Annotated in this window: 15 protein-coding genes and 1 pseudogene; 6 read left to right on the top strand and 10 right to left on the bottom strand. The window is 71.5% G+C overall.

The window, feature by feature from the left end:
* Nucleotides 1–63: 63 nt before the first annotated feature.
* Nucleotides 64–2,478, bottom strand: coding sequence for an endopeptidase La (lon, locus tag E2651_RS08630; protein ID WP_135330437.1), 2,415 nt, complete (start codon nucleotides 2,476–2,478; stop codon nucleotides 64–66).
* 154 nt (nucleotides 2,479–2,632) lie between these two features.
* Between lon and E2651_RS08625 the strand changes: the two genes are divergently transcribed.
* Nucleotides 2,633–3,676, top strand: coding sequence for a methyltransferase (locus E2651_RS08625; RefSeq protein ID WP_245238683.1), 1,044 nt, complete (start codon nucleotides 2,633–2,635; stop codon nucleotides 3,674–3,676).
* A gap of 132 nt (nucleotides 3,677–3,808) precedes the next feature.
* Here E2651_RS08625 and E2651_RS08620 read toward each other — a convergent pair whose 3' ends face one another.
* Nucleotides 3,809–4,600: a rhomboid-like protein gene (locus tag E2651_RS08620; RefSeq protein ID WP_245238681.1), complete on the bottom strand. Its 792-nt coding sequence runs from the start codon at nucleotides 4,598–4,600 to the stop codon at nucleotides 3,809–3,811.
* A 162-nt stretch (nucleotides 4,601–4,762) separates the two neighbouring features.
* Between E2651_RS08620 and E2651_RS08615 the strand changes: the two genes are divergently transcribed.
* The 4 genes from E2651_RS08615 (at nucleotide 4,763) to E2651_RS08600 (ending at nucleotide 11,435) form a co-directional block, all read left to right on the top strand.
* A complete protein-coding gene (locus tag E2651_RS08615) occupies nucleotides 4,763–5,440 on the top strand; it encodes a spermidine synthase (RefSeq protein ID WP_135330436.1) in 678 nt (225 codons plus the stop codon).
* A 65-nt stretch (nucleotides 5,441–5,505) separates the two neighbouring features.
* Nucleotides 5,506–6,246 (top strand): response regulator transcription factor, encoded by a 741-nt coding sequence (locus E2651_RS08610; RefSeq protein WP_135330435.1) that lies wholly within the window; start codon nucleotides 5,506–5,508, stop codon nucleotides 6,244–6,246.
* 13 nt (nucleotides 6,247–6,259) lie between these two features.
* Nucleotides 6,260–7,339 (top strand): HAMP domain-containing sensor histidine kinase, encoded by a 1,080-nt coding sequence (locus tag E2651_RS08605; protein WP_135330434.1) that lies wholly within the window; start codon nucleotides 6,260–6,262, stop codon nucleotides 7,337–7,339.
* Between the two features lie 265 nt (nucleotides 7,340–7,604).
* A complete protein-coding gene (locus E2651_RS08600) occupies nucleotides 7,605–11,435 on the top strand; it encodes a multifunctional oxoglutarate decarboxylase/oxoglutarate dehydrogenase thiamine pyrophosphate-binding subunit/dihydrolipoyllysine-residue succinyltransferase subunit (protein WP_135330433.1) in 3,831 nt (1,276 codons plus the stop codon).
* A 171-nt stretch (nucleotides 11,436–11,606) separates the two neighbouring features.
* On the opposite strand, the gene fxsT is transcribed toward E2651_RS08600, so the two are convergent.
* The 7 genes from fxsT to E2651_RS08570 form a co-directional block, all read right to left on the bottom strand.
* On the bottom strand, nucleotides 11,607–14,639 hold the full coding sequence (fxsT, locus tag E2651_RS08595) for an FxSxx-COOH system tetratricopeptide repeat protein (RefSeq protein WP_135330432.1): 3,033 nt from the start codon (nucleotides 14,637–14,639) through the stop codon (nucleotides 11,607–11,609).
* Nucleotides 14,640–14,693: 54 nt separating this feature from the next.
* Nucleotides 14,694–15,857, bottom strand: coding sequence for an HEXXH motif-containing putative peptide modification protein (locus E2651_RS08590; RefSeq protein ID WP_245238680.1), 1,164 nt, complete (start codon nucleotides 15,855–15,857; stop codon nucleotides 14,694–14,696).
* A 101-nt stretch (nucleotides 15,858–15,958) separates the two neighbouring features.
* Nucleotides 15,959–16,252 (bottom strand): hypothetical protein, encoded by a 294-nt coding sequence (locus E2651_RS45155; RefSeq protein WP_245238678.1) that lies wholly within the window; start codon nucleotides 16,250–16,252, stop codon nucleotides 15,959–15,961.
* Nucleotides 16,253–16,349: 97 nt separating this feature from the next.
* A complete protein-coding gene (locus E2651_RS08585; protein ID WP_245238685.1) occupies nucleotides 16,350–19,460 on the bottom strand; it encodes an SAV_2336 N-terminal domain-related protein in 3,111 nt (1,036 codons plus the stop codon).
* A gap of 16 nt (nucleotides 19,461–19,476) precedes the next feature.
* Complete coding sequence (locus tag E2651_RS08580) at nucleotides 19,477–20,490, bottom strand: MoxR family ATPase (RefSeq protein WP_135330430.1); 1,014 nt, start codon at nucleotides 20,488–20,490, stop codon at nucleotides 19,477–19,479.
* Nucleotides 20,491–20,631: 141 nt separating this feature from the next.
* A complete protein-coding gene (locus tag E2651_RS08575; protein WP_135330429.1) occupies nucleotides 20,632–22,770 on the bottom strand; it encodes a trypsin-like peptidase domain-containing protein in 2,139 nt (712 codons plus the stop codon).
* Nucleotides 22,767–23,117 (bottom strand): CU044_2847 family protein, encoded by a 351-nt coding sequence (locus E2651_RS08570; RefSeq protein WP_245238677.1) that lies wholly within the window; start codon nucleotides 23,115–23,117, stop codon nucleotides 22,767–22,769. The genes E2651_RS08575 and E2651_RS08570 overlap by 4 nt, the downstream gene beginning before the upstream one ends.
* Nucleotides 23,118–23,238: 121 nt before the next feature.
* On the opposite strand from E2651_RS08570, the gene E2651_RS08565 reads away from it, so the two are divergent.
* Nucleotides 23,239–23,421, top strand: coding sequence for a DUF6104 family protein (locus E2651_RS08565; RefSeq protein ID WP_003961784.1), 183 nt, complete (start codon nucleotides 23,239–23,241; stop codon nucleotides 23,419–23,421).
* A 40-nt stretch (nucleotides 23,422–23,461) separates the two neighbouring features.
* Here the strand turns inward: E2651_RS08565 and E2651_RS08560 are convergent.
* A pseudogene (locus E2651_RS08560) lies at nucleotides 23,462–23,952 on the bottom strand (LLM class F420-dependent oxidoreductase); the annotation flags it as partial.

Here is a 23,952-nt window from a genome sequence, read left to right as displayed (position 1 = left end):
GGACGTGAGCGGGCCCGGGACCCCTCGCGGGGCCCCGGGCCTTTCCTCATCCGGCCTCCTCCGTCACGCGGCGGCCGGAACCCTCACCTCGGCCTCGGTCAGGGCCAGTTCGAGCACCTGGCGGACGTCCGTCACGGGTCGGACGTCCAGCTTCTCCAGGATCTCGGCCGGGACGTCGTCGAGGTCCGCCTCGTTCCGCTTCGGGATGATCACCGTGGTGATCCCGGCGCGGTGCGCGGCGAGCAGCTTCTGCTTGACGCCGCCGATCGGAAGCACCCGGCCGGTCAGCGAGACCTCGCCGGTCATGGCCACGTCCGTACGGACCAGGCGCCCGCTGAGCAGCGAGGCGAGTGCGGTCGTCAGCGTGACGCCCGCGCTCGGCCCGTCCTTGGGCACCGCGCCCGCCGGGAAGTGGACGTGCACGCCCCGCTCCTTCAAGTCGCCGACGGGCAGCTCCAGTTCGGCACCGTGCGAGCGCAGGAAGGAGAGCGCGATCTGTGCCGACTCCTTCATGACGTCGCCGAGCTGACCGGTGAGCGTGAGCCCCGATGCCCCGGTCTCCGGATCGGCGAGCGACGCCTCCACGAAGAGCACGTCACCGCCCGCTCCGGTGACCGCGAGCCCGGTCGCGACACCCGGCACCGCGGTGCGCCGCTCGGCCGGGTCCTGCGCGGACTCGGGCACATGGTGCGGCCGCCCGATCAGGGCCCGCAGGTCCTCATCGGTGACGGTGAACGGCAGCTCCCTGTCGCCCAGTTCGTGCTGCGCCGCGACCTTGCGGAGCAGCCGCGCGATGGACCGCTCCAGGTTGCGTACGCCCGCCTCGCGCGTGTACTCACCGGCGAGCTTGCGCAGCGCGCTCTCGTCGAGGGCGGCTTCCTCCTTCTCCAGACCCGCCCGCTCCAGCTGGCGCGGGAGCAGGTGGTCGCGGGCGATGACGACCTTCTCGTCCTCGGTGTACCCGTCGAGCCTGACCAGCTCCATGCGGTCGAGCAGGGCCTCCGGGATGGCTTCCAGGACGTTGGCCGTGGCGAGGAAGACGACGTCGCTCAGGTCGAGCTCCACCTCCAGGTAGTGGTCCCGGAAGGTGTGGTTCTGCGCCGGGTCGAGGACTTCGAGGAGGGCGGCGGCCGGGTCGCCCCGGAAGTCGGAGCCGACCTTGTCGATCTCGTCGAGCAGCACGACCGGGTTCATGGACCCGGCCTCCTTGATGGCCCGCACGATCCGTCCGGGCAGCGCCCCCACGTACGTACGTCGGTGTCCGCGGATCTCCGCTTCATCGCGTACGCCGCCGAGCGCGACCCGCACGAACTTGCGGCCCATGGCGTGCGCGACGGACTCGCCGAGCGAGGTCTTGCCGACGCCGGGCGGGCCGACGAGGGCGAGCACGGCGCCGCCGCGACGGCCGCCGACGACGCCGAGGCCGCGGTCGGAGCGTCGCTTGCGCACCGCGAGGTACTCGGTGATGCGCTCCTTCACGTCCTGCAGGCCCGCGTGCTCGGCGTCCAGGACGTTCTGGGCGCCCTTGATGTCGTACTCGTCCTCGGTCCGCTCGTTCCAGGGGAGTTCGAGGACGGTGTCGAGCCAGGTCCTGATCCAGGATCCCTCGGGCGACTGGTCGCTGGACCGCTCCAGCTTGTCGACTTCCTTGAGGGCCGCCTCGCGGACGTGTCCGGGCAGATCCGCGGCCTCGACGCGGGTGCGGTAGTCGTCGGACTCCTCAGCCGAGTCCAAGCTGTCGCCGTTGAGCTCGCGCAGCTCCTTGCGTACGGCGTCCAGCTGGCGCCGCAGCAGGAACTCGCGCTGCTGCTTGTCGACGCCTTCCTGTACGTCCTTGGCGATGGACTCGGCGACGTCCTGCTCGGCGAGGTGCTCCCGCAGCTGCTCGGTGGCGAGCTTCAGACGGGCCGTCGGGTCGTCGGTCTCCAGGAGCTCGATCTTCTGCGCGGTGGAGAGGAAGGGCGAGTATCCGGAGTTGTCCGCGAGGGCGGAGACGTCCTCGATCTGCTGGACGCGGTCCACGACCTGCCAGGCCCCGCGCTTCTTCAGCCAGCTGGTGGCGAGTGCCTTGTACTCCTTGACCAGCTCGGCGACGGCACCAGGAAGCGGCTCCGGCACGCTCTCGTCGACGTTGAGCCCCTCCACCCAGAGCGCCGCACCCGGCCCGGTCGTCCCGGCGCCGATGCGCACCCGGCCGCGGCCGCGGATCAGCGCGCCGGGGTCGCCGTCGGAGAGCCGCCCGACCTGCTCGACGGTGCCGAGGACACCGGTCGCCGCGTACGTCCCGTCGATCCGCGGAACAAGAAGGACCTGCGGCTTGCTTCCACTGCCACTGGAGCGGGCCGCCGCCTGGGCGGCCTCCACCGCGGCTCGTACATCGGTGTCGGACAGGTCGAACGGAACGACCATGCCGGGCAGGACAACCTCGTCGTCGAGCGGCAGCACGGGCAGAGTGAGCGGTGTGGACGTCGAAGCCATGATCTCCCCTTCGGCATTCAAGTTGAGCTTTACCGACTCAATGCTCGTGAGTCCTTGATTGTTCCCGGGGGTCTGTTCGCTGTCAGCGATCGCTGGGACCGTAGGAACTTCGATCGTTCAGACCGTCACTTCGATCCCTTCGGAAGGGACCCACGTGGAGACACCGGAGAACGTCACGGGCGAGCACGAGGCCGACTTGGACACCGACTTCGCAGGCCTGCTGACCGAGCACGCCCTGGGACACCTCTTCTCGGCGGCGCTGCGCACGGCGGCGAGCTGCCGGATAGCCGACCACCTGGCGTCCGCGCCGCGCACCCCGCAGGACCTGGCACTCCTGACCGACACCGACGCGGGGCACTTACGCCGCGTCCTGCGCTACCTCGCCACCCGCGGCATCTTCCGCGAGGACGAGGCGGGCGCGTTCCATCTGACGCCGGTCGCGGACGCGCTGCGCACGGACGCCCCGTACTCCCAGCACGCACTGGTGCTGATGCTGACCGACGAGACGTTCCAGCGGACGTCGGCGGGCCTGGAGGAGACGGTGCGCAAGGCGGGTCCGTCCTTCGAGCGGATCTTCGGGCAGCCGTTCTTCGCGCACCTGGCGACCGATCCCGGCCTGCGGGAACTGTTCGACGACGGCATGCGGGCACTCTCGGCGCCGGTCGACGAGGTGGTCGCCGAGACGTACCCGTTCCCGGAGCGCGGCACCGTGGTGGACGTGGGCGGCGGGCGCGGCGGTCTCCTGCGGACCATCCTGCGCCGGCACCCCGCGCTGACGGGTGTCCTCCTCGACCAGGCGCCGGCCGTGAGCCGTCACGTCCTGGGCGACGACGAGCTGAAGGGCCGCTGGCGGGCGGAGAGCGGCGACTTCTTCGCCGGGGTCCCGGAGGGCGGCGACATCTACGTACTCAAACACGTCCTGCACGACTGGCCGGACGACGCCTGCCTGCGCATCCTGCGCAACTGCCGCGCCGCGATGGCGCCGGGCGCACGCGTCCTGATCGTCGACTCGGTGCTGCCCACGGGGAACGATCCGCACCTCGGCAAGGTGCTCGACGTGGCGATGGCGGCGATCGTGGACGGCCAGGAGCGGACGGCATCGGAGTTCACGGAACTCCTCGCCGGGGCGGGCCTGGAACTGACGCGGATCCTGCCGACCAGGGCGTTCCCGTCGGTGGTGGAGGCGGTGGCCGTTTAGCGGAGGTTCTCGCTCCGGCGGCGGGGAGCTCCTTCGGGGGGTGCGGTGTTCTTCTGCGGGTGCCTCGTGGCTGGTCGCAACCGAGACGCACCCGCAGACGCGTACCGCACCGGGCCTGGGCAAGGCTGCTCATCAAACCCGGTGGCGCCACCGCCGCACCATCGGCCACGTCGCCACACCGATCAGCAGGGCCATCAGGTGGCCCCAGTTCGTCAGGGGGTCCGTGAACGCCACCAGGTCGTCCACCAGCATCCCGCCGAAGGCGACAAGCACCAGCCACCGCAGCCACGGCCTGAAGAGGCCGGCCAGCGCGCCGATGCTCGCCGCGACGCCGAAGCTGATGCCGTAGTCGAGCCGGTGCAGGGAGCTTTCCGGCAGATGGCCCACGAGGACCGAGAAGCCGACCGGGACCTCGGTCGCCAGGGTGGCGACGACATGCCCGAGCAGGAAGACCCCCGCGGTGCGCAGCGCTCCGACGCGGCGCTCCAGGCCGGTCAGGACGAGCAGGAAGCCGATCGCGTACGGCGACGCGATGCCGCCCGCGATCCACAGTGCGCTCGCGAGGAGCACGAGCAGCGGCGTCTGCGTGAGGTGCGCGACGTCCGTGCTCGACCCCTGGTGCAGGGACGAGACGAGGCCGGGGTCGGCGTACTGGGCGAGGAGCGACGTCAGGGTCAGCACGACGGCGTAACCGAAGGTGAAGGGCGTACCGGTGGGGGTCGGGAGCAGCCGCCAGGGGCGCAGCCTGCGCCAGGAGGACGCGGGGTGGGTCGGGGCCTCCCGTGCCGTACCGAGGCCGTCGGGCTCGGACGCCCGCCTGCCTGAAGCGGCCGGTCCGGGTCCCCTTTGTCCCGGGATGCCGTCCAGTGCGGGGCGGGCGGTCTCCTCGGGTGCCGCGGGGACAGCCGTCGAACTCCGGTTCACGGTGCGGCGCTCCTTCCGTCGCGTCCACCCAATGCCGATCTTTCGGGCACTGTCTATGACCGGCGCCACGTGAGACACGAATCACATGAACCTCACAGGGTCGAAACACGTCCGCCCCCGACCGACCCCGTCGCCCTGCCCGTCCCCCATACGCTGGCCGCCATGCGCAACCACACCATCGCCCCCGTCGTCATCGACCGGCGTGAGGGCCCGTACGGCGAAGTCGTGCTGCGGCGCCACGGTGAACTGCTGCAGATCATCGCCAACGGGTGCTTCCTCATGGACACTTCGGACGGCCGCTCGGAGCGCCTCCTGATCGACGCGGCCCTGGACGCCCTCGACGACCGCCCCCGGCCGAGCGTCCTCATCGGGGGACTCGGCGTCGGCTTCTCGCTCGCCCACGCGGCCGCGGACCCGCGCTGGGGAGACATCGCCGTGGTGGAGCGCGAGCAGGCCATCATCGACTGGCACCGCGAGGGGCCGCTGACCGAACTCTCCGGGGCCGCGCTCGCCGATCCCCGGACCCGGATCCTGCGCACGGACCTCGTCGCGTACGTCTCCAACTCCCCGGACTCGTACGACGCACTCTGCCTGGACATCGACAACGGCCCCGACTGGACGGTGACGGAGGACAACAACTCCCTCTACTCGCCAGCCGGTCTGGCGGCCTGTCAGGCCCGGCTCAATCCCGGTGGAGTACTCGCCGTGTGGTCCGCCCAGCCCTCGTCCGCTTTCGACTTCGCTCTACGGAATGCCGGATTCCAGTCGGTACGGACGGAAGAGATCGCCGTTGCCCGAGGCGTACCCGACGTGGTTCATCTCGGCGTCAGGGCTGCGTAGCCGAGGTGCCTTCGCGACCCGTACCCTGCTGACCGAACACAAGCGATCAGTGTCAGGGGCGGGCGATGGAGCAGACACACACCTCCCACAACGGTGCGACGGCGGCAATGCCAGGCGCCCAGCGCCGGGTTCTGGTGGTCGAGGACGACCCGACGATCGTCGACGCCATCGCCGCCCGGCTTCGTGCCGAGGGTTTCGTTGTGCAAACGGCGGGAGACGGTCCCGCGGCGGTCGACACCGCACAGGCCTGGCAGCCGGATCTGCTGATCCTGGACATCATGCTGCCGGGCTTCGACGGGCTTGAAGTGTGCCGTCGGGTGCAGGCCCAGCGGCCGGTTCCGGTGCTCATGCTGACGGCGCGCGACGACGAGACGGACATGCTGGTCGGGCTCGGCGTCGGCGCCGACGACTACATGACCAAGCCGTTCTCGATGCGGGAGCTCGCGGCCCGGGTGCACGTCCTGCTGCGCAGGGTCGAGCGGGCCGCGCTCGCCGCGACCACGCCGCGCAGCGGCATCCTGCGCCTCGGCGAGCTGGAGATCGACCACGCCCAGCGGCGCGTCAGAGTCCGCTCCGAGGACGTCCACCTGACGCCGACGGAGTTCGACCTCCTGGTCTGCCTGGCCAACACCCCGCGTGCGGTCCTCTCCCGCGAGCAGCTGCTCGCCGAGGTGTGGGACTGGGCGGACGCGTCGGGCACCCGGACCGTCGACAGCCACATCAAGGCGCTGCGCCGGAAGATCGGCGCCGAGCGGATCCGCACGGTGCACGGCGTCGGGTACGCGCTGGAGACCCCGACCCCGTGAGGCCGGGCAGCTGATGACCAGGCCTTTCGGAGGGCTGCGGCCGTTCTCCATCAAGACCAAGCTCGGCACCCTGGTGGTCGTCTCGGTCTTCATCACCACCGGTCTGCTGATGGTGGCGATGGAGACGGAGACCGAGCTGCGCTTCATCACCGTCTTCTCGGTGATCGCCACGCTGCTCATCACGCAGTTCGTGGCACACAGCCTCACCGCGCCGCTCGACGAGATGAACGCGGTGGCACGCGCCGTCTCGCACGGCGACTACACCCGGCGGGCACGCGGCGCCGACCGGCGCGACGAGCTGGGCGACGTGGCCACCACGATCAACCGCATGGCGGACGACCTGGAGGCCCAGGACCAGCAGCGCAAGGAGCTGGTCGCCAACGTCTCGCACGAGCTGCGCACGCCCATCGCGGCCCTGCGCGCGGTCCTGGAGAACGTCGTGGACGGGGTCTCCGCCGCCGACCCGGAGACCATGCGTACGGCGCTGAAGCAGACGGAGCGCCTCGGACGCCTCGTCGAGACGCTGCTCGACCTGTCCCGCCTGGACAACGGCGTCGTCCCGCTGAAGGCCCGCCGCTTCGAGGTGTGGCCCTATCTGTCGGGCGTCCTGAAGGAGGCCAACATGGTGGCCTCCGCCCGCGCGGGCATCGCCTCGGGATCCGGCAGCCACACGCGTACGGACGTCCATCTGCACCTGGACGTGACCCCGCCCGAGCTGACCGCGCACGCGGACGCCGAGCGGCTTCACCAGGTCGTGGCCAATCTCATCGACAACGCGGTCAAGCACAGCCCGCCGCACGGCCGCGTCACCGTGCGTGCCCGGCGCGGCCCCTACCCCGAGTCCCTGGACCTGGAGGTCCTGGACGAGGGTCCCGGCATCCCGGAGTCGGAGTGGCACCGGGTCTTCGAGCGCTTCAACCGGGGCAGCCACGCGGGCGCCCCCGCCCAGGGCCCCGGCAGCGACGGCGGCACGGGCCTCGGCCTCGCCATCGCGCGCTGGGCGGTCGATCTGCACGGCGGGCACATCGGTGTGGCCGAATCCCCTCGTGGCTGCCGCATCCAGGTCACCCTTCCGGGCCTGCCCGAAGTGTGAAGTTGACGTAGGGTTCGAAGCGGAAGCGATTCGCGGGCGCATCGGAAGCGTGCCCGGGTGAAGGCGCCGCGCAGGGGAGGCCCCGCGCGGCCATCTGGCGTTGCGGAACCAGGCTTGTTTCCCGCCATTTACATCACCGAAACCCCCGATCCAGTGTGACTTACGCGACGGATGACGGGCCCGGTCTGCACCTGGCGGCCTGGGAGGCGTAGCCTTTATTTCCGCTGTCCATCACCTTGTGAAGCGGAAGAGGGCGGTTACCGCCGTGTCGCCACAGTCCCCCAGTAACTCGAGCATCTCGACCGACCAAGACGGTCAGGGCAAGAACCCTGCCGTCGCCTTCGGTCCCAATGAGTGGCTCGTCGACGAGATCTATCAGCAGTACCTCCAGGACCCGAATTCGGTTGACCGAGCCTGGTGGGACTTCTTCGCCGACTACAAGCCGGGAGTAGCGGCGGCCGCCGCCGCCACCCCGGTGAAGCCGGCGGGTGACGCGGCCGCGGGGGCCGCGTCCACCACCACACCCGCCGCTCCGGCGGCCCCGGCACCCGTGGCTCCGGCCACGCCCGCAGCGCCCGCGGCTCCTGCCGCGAAGCCCGCTGCGGCGGCCCCGGCAGGGAGCGGCACCGCACAGGCCGCTCCCGCCGCGAAGCCCGCCGTCGCGAAGCCCGCAGCCGCAGCCGCAGCACCCGCTGCCAAGGCCGCGCCCGCGACTCAGGCCCCCGCCGGTCCCGAATACGTGACGCTGCGCGGCCCCTCGGCGGCCGTCGCGAAGAACATGAACGCCTCGATCGAGGTTCCGACGGCGACGTCGGTCCGCGCGGTCCCGGTGAAGCTGCTCTTCGACAACCGCATCGTCATCAACAACCACCTCAAGCGCGCCCGTGGCGGGAAGATCTCCTTCACGCACCTCATCGGGTACGCGATGGTGCAGGCCATCAAGGCCATGCCGTCGATGAACTACTCCTTCGTCCAGAAGGACGGCAAGCCGACCCTGGTCAAGCCGGAGCACATCAACTTCGGCCTCGCCATCGACCTGGTGAAGCCCAACGGCGACCGCCAGCTCGTGGTCGCGGGCATCAAGAAGGCCGAGACCCTGAACTTCTTCGAGTTCTGGCAGGCCTACGAGGACATCGTCCGCCGTGCTCGCGACGGCAAGCTCGGCATGGACGACTTCACCGGCGTCACGGTCTCGCTGACCAACCCCGGCGGCCTCGGCACCGTCCACTCGGTCCCGCGTCTGATGCCCGGCCAGTCGGTCATCATGGGCGTCGGCTCCATGGACTACCCCGCGGAGTTCCAGGGCACCTCCCAGGACACCCTGAACAAGCTCGGCATCTCGAAGGTCATGACGCTCACGTCGACCTACGACCACCGGGTCATCCAGGGCGCCGCCTCCGGCGAGTTCCTGCGGATCGTCGCGAACCTGCTCCTCGGTGAGGGCGACTTCTACGACGAGATCTTCAAGGCGCTGCGCATTCCCTACGAGCCGGTCCGCTGGCTCAAGGACATCGACGCCTCGCACGACGACGACGTCACGAAGGCCGCCCGCGTCTTCGAGCTGATCCACTCCTACCGCGTCCGCGGCCACGTCATGGCCGACACGGACCCGCTGGAGTACAAGCAGCGCAAGCACCCCGACCTGGACATCACCGAGCACGGCCTCACCCTGTGGGACCTCGAGCGTGAGTTCGCGGTCGGCGGCTTCGCCGGCAAGTCCATGATGAAGCTGCGCGACGTCCTCGGCGTCCTGCGCGACTCGTACTGCCGCACCACCGGCATCGAGTTCATGCACATCCAGGACCCGAAGCAGCGCAAGTGGCTGCAGGACCGCATCGAGCGCACGCACGCCACGAAGCCCGAGCGCGAGGAGCAGCTGCGCATCCTGCGCCGGCTGAACGCCGCCGAGGCCTTCGAGACGTTCCTGCAGACGAAGTACGTCGGCCAGAAGCGCTTCTCCCTGGAGGGCGGCGAGTCCGTCATCCCGCTGCTCGACGCCGTCATCGACAGCGCCGCCGAGTCGCGTCTGGACGAGGTCGTCATCGGCATGGCCCACCGCGGCCGCCTGAACGTCCTGGCGAACATCGTGGGCAAGTCGTACGCCCAGATCTTCCGCGAGTTCGAGGGCAACATGGACCCCAAGTCCATGCACGGCTCCGGCGACGTGAAGTACCACCTGGGCGCCGAGGGCACCTTCACCGGTCTGGACGGCGAGCAGATCAAGGTCTCGCTCGCGGCGAACCCGTCCCACCTGGAGACGGTCGACCCGATCATCGAGGGCATCACCCGCGCCAAGCAGGACGTCATCAACAAGGGCGGCACGGACTTCACGGTCCTGCCGGTCGCCCTGCACGGTGACGCGGCCTTCGCGGGCCAGGGTGTGGTCGCCGAGACGCTCAACATGTCGCAGCTGCGCGGCTACCGCACGGGCGGCACGGTCCACATCGTCATCAACAACCAGGTCGGCTTCACCGCCGCCCCGGAGTCGTCGCGTTCTTCCATGTACGCCACGGACGTGGCCCGCATGATCGAGGCGCCGATCTTCCACGTGAACGGCGACGACCCCGAGGCTGTCGTCCGCGTCGCCCGCCTGGCCTTCGAGTTCCGCCAGGCGTTCAACAAGGACGTCGTCATCGACCTCATCTGCTACCGCCGCCGCGGTCACAACGAGTCGGACAACCCGGCGTTCACGCAGCCGCTGATGTACGACCTGATCGACAAGAAGCGCTCGGTGCGCAAGCTCTACACCGAGTCCCTCATCGGTCGCGGCGACATCACCCTGGAAGAGGCCGAGCAGGCCCTGCAGGACTTCCAGGGCCAGCTGGAGAAGGTCTTCACCGAGGTCCGCGAGGCCATCTCGCAGCCCGCCGAGGCCGAAGTGCCCGCCGCGCAGGCCGAGTTCCCGGTCAAGCTCGACACCGCGATCTCCCAGGAGGTCGTCAAGCGGATCGCCGAGTCGCAGGTCAACATCCCCGACCGGGTCACCGTGCACCCGCGTCTGCTGCCGCAGCTGCAGCGCCGCATGTCCATGGTCGAGGAAGGCACGATCGACTGGGGCATGGGCGAGACCCTCGCCATCGGCTCGCTGCTGCTCGAAGGCACCCCGGTCCGCCTGTCGGGCCAGGACTCGCGCCGAGGCACGTTCGGTCAGCGCCACGCGGTGCTCATCGACCGCGAGACGGGCGAGGACTTCACGCCGCTCCTGTACCTCTCGGACGACCAGGCGCGCTACAACGTCTACGACTCGCTGCTCTCCGAGTACGCGGTGATGGGCTTCGAGTACGGCTACTCGCTGGCCCGCCCCGAGTCCCTCGTCATGTGGGAAGCGCAGTTCGGCGACTTCGTCAACGGCGCGCAGACGGTGGTGGACGAGTACATCTCGGCCGCCGAGCAGAAGTGGAACCAGCACTCGGGTGTCACCCTGCTCCTCCCCCACGGCTACGAGGGCCAGGGCCCGGACCACTCGTCCGCCCGCATCGAGCGCTTCCTCCAGCTGTGCGCGCAGAACAACATGACGGTGGCCATGCCCACCCTCCCGTCGAACTACTTCCACCTCCTGCGGTGGCAGGTGCACAACCCGCACCACAAGCCGCTGGTGGTCTTCACCCCGAAGTCGATGCTGCGCCTGAAGGCGGCGGCCTCGAAGACGGAGGAGTTCACGACGGGCGGCTTCCGCCCGGTCATCGGCGACGCGTCGGTCGACCCGGCGGCGGTCCGCAAGGTCGTCTTCTGCGCGGGCAAGCTGTACTACGACCTCGAGTCGGAGCGCCAGAAGCGCGGCGTCACGGACACGGCCATCATCCGCATCGAGCGCCTGTACCCGCTGCCGGGTGCCGAGCTCCAGGCGGAGATCGCCAAGTACCCGAACGCCGAGAAATACCTGTGGGCGCAGGAGGAGCCGGCGAACCAGGGCGCGTGGCCCTTCATCGCCCTCAACCTCATCGACCACCTGGACCTGGCGGTCGGCGCGGACATCCCGCACGGCGAGCGCCTGCGCCGCATCTCGCGGCCGCATGGCTCGTCGCCTGCCGTGGGCTCGAAGAAGCGGCATGAGCAGGAGCAGGAGCAGCTTGTCAGTGAGGTCTTCGAGGCGTAGGCGCTGCGCGCTGACGTGAGCAGAGGGCCGGGCCCCGCGGAGTTTCATCCGCGGGGCCCGGCCCTTTTTTGGCTGCGGGTGCGTGAGGGCTTGGCGCGCCCACGCGGCGGAGCCGCAAATCGACACACCCCCGCGCCCCTTACGGGGCGCCACTCCCCGGCTTCGGGGCGCTCAGCCCAAGTACGCCTCGAAGTCCCAGTACGGGCGGTTGCGCTGGCGTGCCGAGATGGTGTGCGGATGCTGGGCGCCGAGCGTCCGGGTGAGCGCCAGCAGGCCGTCCTCCTCCAGCTTCTCGGCCTCCTCCCGCTCCCGCAGCGCCCGCAGGTCGGCGGCGAGCGCCACCTGGCAGGACAGGGTCAGCGGATGCTCGTCACCGAGCGTGTGACGGGCCCGCCGCAGGGTTTCCCGGCTCAGCTCGGAGGCTTCCACGATACGTCCGTTGAAGTTGCGCGCGCCGGTGGCATTGAGCGCGCAGCCGAGCACCCAGGGGTGGTCGGCGCCGAGCGTGGCCGTCAGGCCGCCGAGCGCGGACTCGAACATCGACATGGCCTCGGAGCGTTCACCGGCCGCCTGCATGATCATTCCGGTGTTGGCGACCATGCCGGTGGCGACGGGGTGCGCGGGTCCGAGCAGGGCACGGTAGCCGGCCTCCGCCTCGGCGATCAGGTCTCGGGCCTGGTTCAGATCCCCGTGCTCGCGCAGGTAGTTGCCGTAGTCCGTGATGAACGACAGTGTGCGGTAGTGGCCGCGGCCGTGCACCTGCACCAGCTGGTCGAGAAGGCTGGCCATCGTGGCACCGACGTCTTGCTGGAAGCCGCCCTCGCGGCGTCGGCTGAGCGCCAGTTGGGCACGGGCGTTCAGGGTCTGCGGGTGCTGCGGCCCGAGCACCTGCACATAGAGCCGCAGCACCGATTCCTGGCGGGCCACCGCGTCACGGTAGCGGCCGAGGAGCCGCAGGTCGTGGGCGCAGGCGTTGCCGGAGTTGAGGGTGCTGACGTGCCGGGCACGCAGGACGCTCTCACGCCGGGAGTGGGTCTCGACGTCCAGGTCGTACGCCTCCTGGTAGCGGCCGAGGAGCCGCAGGCTGACGCCGAGGTTGTGGCGGGCGTTGAGGGTGACCAGCTCGTCCGGGCCGAGGAGCCGCCCGGCCTCCTCGAGGACCTTCGTCTGAAGCCCGATGGACTCCTCGTACTGCCCGAGGTGGCGCAGACTGGCGGCCATGGCGCTGTTGGTGAGCAGTTCGCCCAGTTCATTGCGCGGGGTCGCGGCGCGCAGCCGTTCCAGCTGGCCCTTGTCGAGCTCGTACGCCTCCCGGAAGCGGCCGCTGGCACGCAGGATGTTGCCCTCCTGCCTGGTCAGGTCCAGCATCGGCTGGGCCAGCGGGTCCATGAACCCGGACCACCGGTGGCGGATCTGTTCGGCCAGCTCGAGCCCCGCCTTGAACTCGCCGCTGTTCAGGCAGTAGCGCAGACAGTTGAGTACGGCGAGCTGAACCCTCTCGCTGGTGCTCTCGAGGGTGCCCGAGGGTTCCAGATGAGGCAGCAGCTCCGCGTACCGGGGCCAGTTCCTGCTGTCCATGGGGTTGCCGGGGTCCGCTTCGGCGAGCAGCCTGCGCACGGCCCTGCGGTAGGTCTCCCGGCCCTCGTCGTCGGTGAGCCTGGTGACGATGTCGTGGACGAGCCGGTGCATGTGCACGGACTCCTGGTGCGGGCCCATGTCGGCGTTGGCGGGCCCGCGGTTCTCACGGCTGAGGACCGAGTAGTTGACGAGGGTGTCCAGGGCCCTGGTCCAGGCGGGCAGATCAGTGGCCATCCAGCGCAGTTCCTCGGGCAGATCGGCCTGCGGGTAGGCGCGGATCAGGCCGAGCGGGATGCGGCCGGGGGCGAAGGACGTACACAGGTTGAGGACCTCGATGGCCTGCGGCTGGGAGCGGCGCAGCCGGTTGATCAGTATCGACCAGGAGGTCAGCGACGAGTGGGGCAGGCCGTCACCGGTGGAGAGCTCGTCGGCGGTGGAAAGACGCCGCTCCCGCACCATCCGCAGGTATTCGGGCGCCTCCATGCCCGATTCACCCAGCCAGGAGGCGGCCTGCACGAGCGGAAGGGGGACGTCGCCGAACTCGGCGGCCACCTCGTCGGCCTGTTCCGCGGTCACGTGCGGGGCGCGGCGCATCAGATAGCCGGTGGACTCGGGCCGGTCGAAGCTGGGCACGTCGAGCAGGTCGGTGTCGTCGCCCCAGCCGCGGTTGCGCGAGGTGATCAGGACGTGGCCGGGGCCGTTCGGCAGCAGGACGTTCGCGCCGTCCATGTCGTCCCAGCCGTCGAAGATGACGAGCCAGCGGGAGTGCGGCTGACCGCGCCGCAGCGCGTCGCGCACCGCGCGGATGCGTTCGCCCGGCTCGTTTCCGCTGTTCAGGCCGAGCGCGACGGCCAGTTCACCGAACCGGTCGCGCTGGATGTTGCGGTCGTCGGAGTTGACCCACCAGACCACGTCATAGTCGGGGCGGAAGCGGTTGGCGTACTCGGCGGCGATCTGGGTCTTGCCGATGCCGGACATGCCGACGAGGGTGCAGGCCGCGTTGCCACGTTCCGCGTCGGTCAGCCGCTGGTGCAGTTCGAGAAGGAGGTCGTCGCGACCGGTGAACCGGGGGTTCCGGCGCGGGACTTCGCCCCAGATCTCGGGCTGGGCCTCGGGGAAGCGGACGCCGCGGCCGGGGAGGACCCGGCGGGAGCCGGGTCGGACCTCCAGGCCGAGCCGGCTGAGCAGACGCTGTTCGGCCTCCTCTTCGCCGAGGCCCCACAGGGCGGCCGGTTCGAGGACGGCGGTGGCCGGCAGGAGGGGGCGGTTCGTCAGGTTGACGGCGGCGAACCGGTCCGCGTTGGCCGCCACGAAGCCGCGCAGGACGTCGTTCCACTCGCTGGCGGGCCGGGGGCCCAGTTCGAAGAACCAGTCGTTGAGGACGAGGAGCACCCGGCCACGGGCGAGCAACAGGTCTCCGAGCGCGTCCTCGAGGGGCTCCTCGCGCTGCGGGTCCCACCGCTGGAGGGCGGCCTGGTGACCGTGGCTCTCCAGCCGGTGGGCGATCCAAGCGGCCCACGGCCGGTGGTAGCCGGGGAAGACCACCAAGAAGCGCTCCGGCCCTTCCGCGCCGCCCCGGTCCGAGGTCCGCCGTCCGGACCCGCCCGACCGCCGTTCATCCGCCATCTGCACTCCCTCTGCACCTGCACGTACCCAATGTCACCAATTGTGGACACAGTGTCATCCGAGAAACCGCGAGCACCGGCCCAGGCTCGCGTGGTGTCTGCCCATTTCTCGCGCGAACTCCCGTCCTTCAAAGGTCAGTTCATCGGATTCGAGCAGGATCGACAAGGCGCTTTCGACCTGATCGCGGTATGCCTCGAACTGCTCTGTGGACCGGCGCCGCCACGACCGGGGCGTATCGGTGCCGCTGCCTGCCCGTCGCCACAGGTCGGTGAGCGCCAGATGGGCGTAGGCGCCCTGGAGGACGCCCGCAATAGGGCGGGGGTCCGGACGCCAGCCCACCCGGTGCACGGCACCCCGACCCTGCTCGGACAGGGGTACGAGTTCTTGCAAGGCGGCCAGTTTGGTGTGGTGTGCCTCGTGGACGAGGACTTCCGCCATCTCCTCCGCGCTGACGGGCAGTTCGGTCAGGACCGCGCCGGGGGCGGCCCGCATGGTGGCGCTCATCGGTTGCCGCGCACCGTGGCGGACACCGGGTCCGAGCGGGACCACGGCTCGCAGCACGGCGCTGATCTCGGCGACCCGGCCGGGGTCGGTGGCGAGCAGGAGTCGCCGGGCGCCGCGCCAGCGCTCCGCCCAGGACCGGTGCGGCGCGTGGCGTCGCTCGGCGGCGGGGAGCGCGGCGGGACCGATGCCGGAGGTCGGTACGCGGTAGGGGTCCAAGTCGTCGAGGACAACGGCGTCGTCAGGCAGGTCGCGCAGCCCGGACCAGCCACGGCCACCGCCGCGCGGCCGCCGGCCCCCCGGCGGAACGTGCAGGAGGGTGCCACCGAGGTTTCCGCCGCCCTCCACCCGCAGCAGGCCGGCCCGGATCTCCAGTCGTGCCCGGCCCGCCGGGCAGCGCAGCACCCCGAGCCCCGGCAGCGCGAGCAGGCCCGAGGGAACCTCGACGGCCATGGTGACCTGGCGGCCCGCGCGCACGGCGGCGGTGGCGGCGACGGCGCCGAAGTGCGTGAGATGCCGTTCGAACGCGGGCCCGTCGGGCGCGGCGAGGTTCGCGGCGAGCCAGGCGCCGGTCATGGGGTAGTCCAGGACGCCCCGGACGGCGGCGGGGCGGGCCCGCTCGGCCTGCTCCAGCACATTCCAGTCCCGGTCGAACCGTCGGCGTACGACGGGATCCATCCGCTCGACCCGGGCGAGCAGGGCCTTGAAGAGCACCATGCGGCGGGTGTGCAGCCCGGCACTCAGTGCCGTCGCACCCGCCGGGAGGGGTCTGGTCCTGGCCAGCTCTGCGAAGACCGCGGAGGATAACGGCGCCAGCGTCACCCCGCCCTTTCCTCACCGGACGACAATCGACCGCTTCCGGCCGGAAACTGGTGGTCGGCGGGGCCTCTGTGGACAGGATCGGGGTCGGTGGGGCCGTACCAGGACTCGTCGAGATCCCGTGAGTGACCGAGTACGCGCTCGACCGCCTCGGCCAGCCGTGGATCGTCCATGGCACGCAAGGTCCGCAGGTCCACGTGGGCCAGGTCGAGCAGGAGCGGAGTTCGCCCGGGGCCCCCTTCGGGGCCGGTCACCCATTTCACCTGCTCCGACACCATCAGCTCCTCTCTCACGGCACCCGTCCCTTACCGCCGTCGCGGCTGGACGGTTCTTCCCGAGGCGGATGAAACAGAAACCTGTTCGACTTAACTCCGGCCAGACGCCCGCTTGCTACGCGGTGACCACTGCCCGCACCCCTCCCCAGGTGCACCACGGCGGTGACGCCCGGTCCCAGTCCTCGGCGGACAGCCGGTCGACACCGGGCAGAGCGAGCTCGTCCGCGTCCACGGCCGCCGCTCTCGCTCGCGTCAACTCAACTTCCTGCCAGTCCACTTCACGCAACACACCGGTCAGCTGCCGCCACTCGTCGGCAGCCGACCGGTACGCGGTGCGTGCCGCCGCGGACCGGCCCATCAGTTCCAGTACGCCGCCCTGCCCGTGCAGCGCACGCGCCGCCGTCACCGATCCCGGCGCGCGGCCGTACGCGATGCGGGCCTCCTGTTCGGCGTGCTCGTACGCCTGCAACGCCTCAGCCAGCACAGGAGTTCCGGTGCGGCGTCGCAACTCGACGATGACGCGGCCCAGTTGGAGCCGCCCCTCGGCCCGGACCCGCGCGTCGCGCGCACCCCGGATCGCCTGACCGAGGAGATGGCGGCTCTCGAACAGGTCGGGCAGGAAGCCGAGATGGCGGAAGCGCTGGGCGAGCGCGCTGCCCACCAGGCCGAGCAGCCTGCCGCGGTCGGGGGCGCGCGCCGGCAGCGCGGTGAGCGCCTCGCGCAGTACGTTCTCGGCGCGGTCGACGATCGCCGCGCCCGTGTCCGCTGCGGCGCGGCGCAGCAGCGACTCGCCCCAGACGGTGAGCAGTCCGCTGCGGCGGGCACTGTCGGGCGGCGCGAGGCGGGCGGCCGCTTCGTAGGCCCGGTCGGCGTTCTGGTGGTCGCCGGTCGCCTCGTGGAAGGCGGCCTGCGCGGAGAGGCAGCGCAGGCGCAGCGCCGGGTCCGTGCCGGCGGCCTCTTCCGCCCTGGCGAACACGGCGGCGGTCGCCTCGGGGGTGTCGACGACCCGCAGGGCCTCGGCCAGGTCGAGCAGGGCCGGGCAGCGGACGCTGTCGGGGGCGCCCTCGGCGTCCAACAGGTCACAGGCGAGGCGCAGTTCGCGGGCGGCGGCGGCCGGGTTCCCGTCGGCGAACAGGAGCCGGCCGCGGCGAAGGAGCAGGGCGCGGCGGCGGTCCGCGGGCCACTGAGCGGCGCTGCCGGGCAGTGCGGCGAGCGCCCGCTGCAGGAAGTGGGTGTCCTGTGTGGCTCGCCACAACTCGTCGTGCACGGCGGCGAGTTCGAGCGCGGCGTCGGCGTGGGCCGCGCTGCCTTCGGTGGCCGTGCGCAGGGCTTCGTCGAGTACGGCCGCGGCCTCGTGCAGCAGGGTGAGGCGGCGCTCGGTCCCGCGCACGCGGGCCGTGCCGGACTCGGCGCGCAGCACCCGGCCGAGGACGAGGCGGGCTCGTACGCCACTGTCGGCGTCCTGAGTGATCCCGCCGCCGCGTAATGCCGCCTCGGCCTGCGTACGCGCCCGGAGCAGCACGGAAGGGTCCGCCTGGTCGTGCCAGCGGGCGAGGAGCCGCTCGGCCTCCAGGAGGGGCTCGGCGGCCACGAGGTCCGGTTGGTAGAAGCGCAGGACGCGCGCGGGGACCGTGGCGAACAGCTCGGACTCGACTCCGGCGGTCGTCGTGTCCGGGGTGTCCTCGTCGGCTCCGGACGCGGCGTCCGGGGCCCTGACCTGCTCGTTCTCCTCGTCGTGCCCGGCGATCCTGGCCGCGGCGAGGGCGGCGAAGTTGCGGGTGCCGCGGTCGAAGTGGCGTTCCACATAGGCGGAACAGTGCTTGAGGACGAGTCCGGCGGCGGCCCGGTCGAGGGAGCTGAGGAGCAGCTCCTGGACGCGTGCGGGGTAGACGAAGCAGGGGCGGGCCTCGGTGCCGGGGAGCTGCCGGAGCAGCCCGCCGAGCAGCACTTCGGCCAGCTCCATCGGCCCGGTGTCGGGCAGCATGGTGCGCTGGACCAGCTGCATGACGGGCAGCGAGAGCGGGGCCGCTGCGAGGCAGACGGCGAGCCGCAGGGCGCCCGGCGACGCGGTGGCCCTGAAGGCCCGAAGCAGTTCGTCGTCGCTGCGCCCGGCCGGCGGCACGGGGGCGAGCGGGGCCCCGGAGCCGTCGGACGCCCGGCTCACCCAGGCCGCCCAGCCGCGCACCGGTCCGCCCTGACCGGCGAGCAGCCGCGCCCAGGCCGCGAACGCCTCGGGGGTCGGCTGCAGTACGGGGACCGCCTTGGCGCCCGGGGGCCGCGGCTCCCACGGCTCGTCGTCGGGGTCGAAGACTGTGCGGCCGCCCGGTTGCGGCGTACGCGTGAGGAGTCCCGGCTCGGCGGGCAGTGCCGTACGCGCCCACAGCCGGGAGGGCAGCGGCTGGACCACGGCGATCGGCGAGCCGCCCGGCCAGGAGCGCAGCAGCCGCTGCGCCGCGCCGCTCTGCCACAACGGGCCCACGCAGTCGCTGACGACCAGGGTGAGGCGGCGGCCCGCCGGGTCGTGGAGCTGGTCGGCCGTGCGCAGCCGGGTGCGGCTGTGCGGTCCTGTGGTGGTGCCGACGAGCGGGATGCCGTCCCCGTTGTCGTACAGCTGGTGGACCTGGACGTCGCGGAAGACGCCCGACTGCTCGCAGGCCTGGCGCAGTTCCTCGACCATCCGCTCCCACACGGCCATCGCGGGCCCGGTGTCCATGAGCAGCTGGACGTCGACGCTCCGGCGGCGGGCGGCGCGCAGGACGGGGATGAGGAGGCCGGTCGCGGCGGAGCGTTCGGCGGTGGCGTCCTCGTCGAGGCTGCCGTCGACGGGGCGGACGGGGTACGGGGCGTAGCGGCGCAGCGGGCGCAGGGCCTGTTGCAGGCCGAGCAGTCCCGGCAGTGCGGCCGCCGCCGGGGCGCGCACGGGCAGCCCGGGTCCCGCGTCGCCGGAGTCGGCCGTGCCGCCGGGCAGATGCAGGGGCACGTCCGCGGACGCGGCCGCCCGCGGCGGCGGTTCGGGAGCTTCGGCGGCGGCCCCTGCGGCGCTCTCCCCTACCGGCTCCCGGGTGTCGTCGGGCCGCGGCGGGGCGGTGGCCGACGGGGCGCCCCGCTCGCCGGGCGGGGAGGCGTGCGGGAGCCACTGGGCGAGCCAGACGGCGTCGGCGACCTCCTCGGCGGTGGGGTCGAGGCCGCCGTCCCGGAGCCTGCCGATGAGCTCTCCCAGATGCATCCGGTGCACCGGGTCATCACCTCGAACGGTCGAGTGGCCGCATGAGCAAGGTGGCGATCCGCTCCCGGGTGAGGCGCTCGGTGTGCGGGGCGTGCTGGGTGAGATAGAGGGCGTTGAGGAGTTGGTCGGCGGCGATGATCTCGCCGGGCTCGCGCTCCAGGAACCGGTCGATCAGATCCCGGCCCTCGGTGGCGCCCGCGCCGCCGAGATGGGCCTCGACCATCGACTTGAGCTGCTCCTCGCCCGGCGGCTCCAGCTCGAGCTGGACGCAGCGCCTGAGCAGCGGGGCCGGGAAGTCCCGTTCGCCGTTGGAGGTGAGCACGATGAACGGGAACGTGGTGCAGGAGATCCGGCCTCCGGTGACGGTCACCTTGCGGCCGTCGTCGGTGAGCACCTGGACGGCCGGTTCGCGGTCCGCGATGCGCTCGAGTTCCGGTATCGCGAACTCGCCCTCCTCCAGGGCGTTCAGGAGGTCGTTGGGGAGGTCGAGGTCGCTCTTGTCGAGCTCGTCGATGAGCAGGACGCGCGGTACGTCGGAGGGGAGCAGCGCGGTGCCGAGCGGTCCGAGCCGGATGTACGAGCCGATGCCGGGGGCGGCCGCCCGACTCCCCGACTCGCCCTGGGCGCGCTCCAGTTGGACGTCCTGGAGGCGGCCGATGGCGTCGTAGCGGTAGAGCCCGTCCCGGAGGGTGGAGCGGCTCACGATGGGCCAGCGAAGCACCCGGCCGAGGCCCAGCTCGTGGGCGACTGCGTAGGCGAGGGTCGACTTTCCGGTGCCGGGGTTGCCGGTCGCCAGGAGCGGGCGGCGCAGATACAGCGCGGCGTTGACGGCGTCCGTCTCGGCGGGCCTGGGTGCGTAGTTCTCGACGAGGGTGCGCTGGAAGCCGAGCCTGCGGGCGGTGCTCGGGTCGGTGCCCGGCGCCGCGTCCCGTCCCGAGGCCGCGAAGTCGCGCCAGGGGGGCGGGGCGGGTAACCGCTGCACACCGTCGTGCGGCTCACCGACGCCGCGGTAGATCCGCCAGTCATTCACCTTGGGCTCCTCCCGGCTCTGGTGAGGCCGCGCAGCGGGTACAGGCGACGATGACACTACCGTCGACGGGCCCGGCCTGCCGACCCCGATTCCGGTCCACTTCCGGAGTTTGACGCTCCATCAAGATTATTTGACGGCCCATCAAGACTCCATGGGTGGGGGCGAGATGGCTTCGGTGCCGTAGGGCGGCCTGTCTGGCGGGTCGAACAGAAAGGCAACCCCGGCGGCCCATCCGGAGTCGGCGGCCAGTTCCGGGGTGCTGGCGTGGACGCGCAGTTCCTGGATGCGGTCGCGGAGTCCGGCGGCGCTGCCCACTTTGGCCAGAAACCGCCCGGCCCGGTGGTGGAACTCCTGGCAGTCGTCGTGGTTCTGGCCGTTGCGGCGCCACAGGGCGAGCGGGTGTCCGGCGGCGAGCGCCGTGGACATGGCGGCGAAGCCGTCGCCGTGCTCGACATGCCCGCAGTAGACCGGCACCGATCCGCGCTCGGCTCCCATGAGTCTGCCGAACGCCGCGGGCTTGCTCTCGCGGCGCACGGACGGGCCGTGCCCCGACACCGCGGCCTCGTCGCGCAGCGGCACGGCGGCCAGCGGACCGTCGGCAGCGGCGTTCCACAGCCGCCGCCACTCGGGGATGGCGTCTCTTCCGTTGCGCCTGCGGTCCCGTATGACGACGACCCGGCGTCGGCCGAGCGGCATGTAGGGCGGGTCCCACTCGTCGTAGTCGTCCTCGTCGGCCCCATCGGGTATCAGGCGCCAGGCGTCGAGCGGTTCGTCGAACAACTGCCGAGGCAGCAGGGCCTCGACGGCGGCGAGGTTCTCCCCGCTGTCGCCATGGCGCAGCGCGTCGGCGAGGGGTGCGCGCAGGGTCTTGCGGAGCAGGGAGCGCGGCACGCCGCTGTCGTCGCCGTCGAACGGGCTCACGTCGCGGCCGTCGAACAGCAGCTTGACGCTCCATGGATAGCGGCCGCCGTAGTCGGGGTCGCCGACCTCGACGAGTACGTCGGCGCGGGCCTGGCCGCGGCTTTCCCGCACGGTGATGGCCGGCGGGGACTGGACGTCGGTGCCGGTCAGGCCGGTGCCGGTCAGGCCGGTGCCGTTCAGTCCGGTGCCGGTCAGGTCGGTGCCGGTCAGGTCGGTGCCGGTCAGGATCGGGGCGAGGGCTCGGCCGATCTCCTCGGCGATCGGGGCGCGGGCCATTTCGGACCGGTACGTCACCCAGTCGGCGAGGTCACGCAGCGCGTCCGGCGCGGCCGTGTCGCGGCGGGTGAGCGCGGTGTGCCGGGCGACCTTCGCGGCGTACAACAGCACGGCGTCGAGGTCGAGTTCGCGCGGTTTCGCCTTCCCCTGGATGTCGGGAAGGTCGTGCAGCAGACCGGCCCCCTCGCGCCAGGTGCGCGGGTCGGGCTCGATGGGCGAGCGGTAATCATCCGCCAGCACACGGGACTTGACCTTGTCGACGAGGTCGAGGACCTCGCCGGGGCCGCTGGGCGGCGGGAGTTCGGCGAGCAGGCCGTAGAGGTGCACCCGCAGGTCCGGGGTGAGGCCGGGCATGCCTCGGGTGCGCAGCTCGAGCTGGGTGCGCGTCCAGTCGTCGGACCCGCCGTCGCGGTAGCGCCGTAAGTGGTGGCGGTCGTGTTCCCGCAGGACCGTGTGGAGTACGTCGCCGCCCGGCAGGTCGTACAGCTCGCGCAGTGCGGTGACCGGGACGGCGACGCCCTCTCTGCGGCCGACGCCCTTGACCACGGCGATGACGGCTCCGGACTCCCGGTCGACGACGGGGCCGCCGGACACTCCCGCCACGGGCAGGACGCCGGTGAGGAGCAGTGTCCTGGTGTCGTGCGCCTGGGCCTGGCCGAGCCCGTCGCGCACTCCGAGGTCACCGGTCTCCCGCGACCAGCCGTGCAGGCTGATCTCGGCGGGGATGGACGGGGGCCGTTCGCTCAGCCAGACGCAGGGTGCCTCGCGCGCGTCCGGGACGTGGACCAGGGCGATGTCGGGGAGCTCCCAGCGCGAGCGGTTCTCATCGGGGACCGAAGGGCGGGGCTTGGCAAGGACGACCTTGCCCGTGGCGGTGCCGCCCTGCCAGACGACGCCGACGGCCTGCTCGCTCCGCCACACTGCGGCTCCCCCCTTCCCGACGACATGTGCGCAGGTCAGCAGCCACTCCGGAGCGATAAAGAACCCCGAACCCCAGTAGTGGTCACCGTGCTGGTCATACCCCTCGCCGGGCTCCACGATGCGCGCGAGCGAGGGGCGCACTATCCGCTGGAAGGCGCTCATTCCGCGCCCGTCGCCGTGGCCGGGGGTTCCGTCCAGGTCAGCGACACGGACACGGACGCCTTGCCGCCGCCGTCGGCGAGAACGCTGACGACCTTGCCGGACTGGGCGGACAGCTCGATGCCGAAGTTCACCGCGACCTCGACGGGGCCGGTGGGCGCGAGCCCGGCGCGCAGGGAGCGCACCACCCCGCTCACGACGTCACTGAGTCCGCTGGCCATGTCGATGACGCGGTCGCCGACCCCGGTGTCCCGGTAGCCGCTGCCGCCGTCGATTTCCTGTGCCTCGGTGATGCGCGCCCAGACGGCGGTGCCGTCGTCGAGCCGAATCTGCGCTATCCCATCCGTCACAAAGTCCCCCGTTCCCCCATGACAAGGAGGAGAAGGCTAACTCCATGCATGGGGCAAGGGCGAGGGAATGACGCCTATCCTGGCTGAGACAGAGCGTTTTCGAGCCCAGCGGAGCCCCCCCTTGTACTTCACCGACCGTGGCATCGAGGAACTGGAGAAGCGGCGCGGCGAGGAGGAGGTCACCTTCGAGTGGCTGGCCGAGCAGCTCCGCACCTTCGTGGACCTCAACCCGGATTTCGAGGTCCCGGTCGAGCGCCTCGCGACGTGGCTGGCCCGTCTCGACGACGAGGACGAGGACGAGTAGGGCGCGTCATCCGGTAGTACGCGTCATCCGGTAGTACGCGTCATCCAGTGAGCGCGGGGGCCAGCTCGCGCCACTGCTGCAGCGGCAGCGCGCCCGGTTCACCGGTGAGCACCTGTACGCAGACGTGGTCCGCGCCCGCCGCGAAATGCTCCTCCACGCGTGCGTGGAGGGCGTCGACGTCTCCGTAGGCGACGATCGCGTCGACCAGACGGCGGCTCGGCCCGCCCACCGTGTCCTCGTCGCCGAAGCCCATCCGCCGTACGTTCACGGCCTGGTGGGGAGCGTTGTCGAGGTAGCTCGCGACATGCCGGGCGGCCACTTCACGGGCCCGCTCGATGTCCGTGTCCAGGACGACGGCCTGCTCGACGCCGAGGAACGCGTCCGGCCCCATGATCTTGCGGGCGAGCGCGGTGTGCTCGACGGTCACGAAGTACGGGTGGGCACCCCAGGTGCGTTCCGCCGCGAGCCCCAGCATCTTGGGGCCGAGGGCGGCAAGGACCCGGCGCGGGGCGGAACGCACCTGGGGTGCCC

The sequence above is a fragment of the Streptomyces sp. MZ04 genome (assembly GCF_004684775.1).
Classification (GTDB): domain Bacteria; phylum Actinomycetota; class Actinomycetes; order Streptomycetales; family Streptomycetaceae; genus Streptomyces.
Note: the sequence above shows the minus strand (reverse complement) of the source record. Positions and strands in the feature narration are given on the sequence as shown.